Raw genomic sequence first — 2287 nt, forward strand, 5'->3', positions numbered from 1 at the left:
GGATTGGGCAAAACTCGAGAGAGAACAATCTACCGCCAACCAAACGTCGCTCACAACTCCGGAGGCTCCGCCTCCTACGTCGTGAGGACTCGACGATATGCAGAAAAAATGAAATTCGAAGCCAGCCATTTCAATCCTGCATCTAGATGGAATCCTGAGAGCGTTGCTCTGCTTGAGAAACTCGATACAAGATTACAGAAAATCCTAGAATTTGAAATCGAAGAAGGAAATAGAGTCTTTGAGGTGTCTGGAGGATGGCCTGAATCTGATTCGGTATTCGTCAAAACCAGTCGACCGTTCAGAAATGGATACGAAGAAAAAGGTATCGAATTCAGGAAAGTAAACGATCCGCACTACTGGAAAGAAGAATACACCTCCAAGAAGCCAACCCACATCCTAGCATGTCCATTTTAGAAGTAACAAAAAATGAGCATATCAAGGCGCAGCTCACAACGGCGACAAGCGCCGCGTGAGTGCTTAGCGTTCTGCAAAGATAAAAACACCATGGACTTCGGCGTAGCATTTTACACAGATTCAGATTTGAGCTCTGCTTCGGCCACTATCCGTGAGTTCAGCGAAAGGCTAGGCAGAGAACTTGATGGAATCGATTTCGGAACTGACGTAGAGAATGTATCGATTGGGCTGATTTTGGTTAGGACACGCCAAGGGTACGACGAAAACTGGTTCGCAGAGAAGAAACCAAGACATAGGAAACTTCAAAAGATTAGCCTAATTGATGGTGGAACCAAAGAGCTAAGAAACATATTCTCCTACTACATCAAATTTACCAACGAAGAGATTGATGCAATTTCTACGTCTGCAAGCAAAGCGATTGAGATATTCTGTATCCGACTAACGGATTCGCTTACGAACTTCGAGACTCCATCCATGAAAAAACGAAACTTTGATCTTAAGAAATTCAGAGAAACGATCTTAGAATTCATAAGAACTGAGCAGAACAAATCAGTGGTCACAACTCCGGACGCTACGCGTCCTACGTCGTGACACTTCGGCGTTGGGCGAAAATGGAAACCTTGACATGGTGGCATATTTTGCCACCATCAGCCCGTGAATCGAAAACAACGACTAACCTTAGAAAAAGTAAGGGAGCGTCCGGAACGATCTGACATACCTTGGAAGGACATCGAGAGCATGCTTGCCGCGCTGGGAGCTGAAATCACCGAAGGGAGAGGTTCTCGTGTTCGTGTTTACCTAAACGGCGTGAGGGCCGTGTTTCATCGGCCCCACCCGCAAAAGGAAACGGACAAAGGAGCAGTAAAATCGGTCAGACGATTTCTCGAAGCTACAGGAGAGTAAAGATCATGGAATACAAAGGATACGTAGGAACAGTTCAATTCGACGAGGAAGCAGAGATCTTCCATGGGGAAGTCATCAATATGAGAGACGTCGTCACCTTTCAGGGAGACACCGTCGAGGGATTAAAGAAAGAGTTTCAGCTATCAATAGACGACTACTTAGAGTTCTGCAGTGAGCGCGGCGAGGAGCCCGATAAACCCTTCTCTGGAAAACTTACATTGCGATTAGACCCAGATCTCCATCGCAACCTCTACATTCGATCAAAGAAAGAAAACAAAAGCCTAAACAACTGGATCGTAGATGCTTTGAAAAAAGATACGAAGGCCCAACAAGACGCTTGATACAATTCCGATAGGCTCCGCCTATCTCCATCGTATCAGCTTAGCGTTCGACGAAAATAAAGAATGGAAATCGATAACAAAAAGAGAGCCAGAGCCATCATCTCAGAGGTGCTGGATCTTGCACTCAATCGTCACATTCACGTCTTGTCTGAAAACGGCTACCTCAAAGAGAGAAAGCACTCGAAGAATTATGGATACAAAGATGGAAAAGCTTTACCTGCTCTTGAGATGAAGTGGGCATTGATGGAGGAAACCTGCGATCGCTTTGAAGCTGCCATCAGCGACTATCTTGAATTCCCGAGAGAGCAGATTTGGCCGATGAAAAATCCTCCTGAGAAAAAAGAATGATCCTCGAAGCATTCAAAGAAAGATAGCAACTTCCCAAGGAATCCAACCCGTGAATACTAAAACAAATAGGTCGAACAAGGCGGTCGATACAACGGCGGCAAACGCTCGCCTCTTTCACATCGTAACTTCGAAATCAACGAACCCAAACGTGGTGGCGATGACCGAAGCCGCCGTCGTATCACCTTAGCGATATGTGAAGAAAGATGAGATGTGACTGTTCCAGTCTAGCCACGGTTCTCTACCTCGATCGAGCCCCGCAAAGATTTGAGAAGAAACTCAAG

General features: G+C 45.7%; 6 protein-coding genes. All 6 read left to right on the forward strand.

Translation table 11 applies throughout. The features are described 5' to 3' along the window. The coding region (locus JIN87_RS27815; RefSeq protein ID WP_234033679.1) for a hypothetical protein at positions 1 to 414 on the forward strand (414 nt) is incomplete at its 5' end. A gap of 12 nt (positions 415 to 426) precedes the next feature. Next, positions 427 to 1005 (forward strand): hypothetical protein, encoded by a 579-nt coding sequence (locus JIN87_RS27820; protein ID WP_200359989.1) that lies wholly within the window; start codon positions 427 to 429, stop codon positions 1003 to 1005. A gap of 63 nt (positions 1006 to 1068) precedes the next feature. Continuing rightward, complete coding sequence (locus JIN87_RS28995; RefSeq protein ID WP_200359991.1) at positions 1069 to 1317, forward strand: type II toxin-antitoxin system HicA family toxin; 249 nt, start codon at positions 1069 to 1071, stop codon at positions 1315 to 1317. A gap of 5 nt (positions 1318 to 1322) precedes the next feature. Further along, the gene (locus tag JIN87_RS27830; RefSeq protein WP_200359993.1) at positions 1323 to 1658 is read left to right on the forward strand and encodes a type II toxin-antitoxin system HicB family antitoxin; all 336 of its coding nucleotides are present in this window, start codon (positions 1323 to 1325) and stop codon (positions 1656 to 1658) included. Positions 1659 to 1721: 63 nt separating this feature from the next. Then, on the forward strand, positions 1722 to 2006 hold the full coding sequence (locus JIN87_RS27835; protein WP_200359995.1) for a hypothetical protein: 285 nt from the start codon (positions 1722 to 1724) through the stop codon (positions 2004 to 2006). A 49-nt stretch (positions 2007 to 2055) separates the two neighbouring features. Then, on the forward strand, positions 2056 to 2193 hold the full coding sequence (locus tag JIN87_RS27840; protein WP_200359996.1) for a hypothetical protein: 138 nt from the start codon (positions 2056 to 2058) through the stop codon (positions 2191 to 2193). The last annotated feature ends 94 nt before the right edge of the window (positions 2194 to 2287 follow it).

The organism is Pelagicoccus mobilis, assembly GCF_016595505.1.
Classification (GTDB): domain Bacteria; phylum Verrucomicrobiota; class Verrucomicrobiia; order Opitutales; family Opitutaceae; genus Pelagicoccus; species Pelagicoccus mobilis.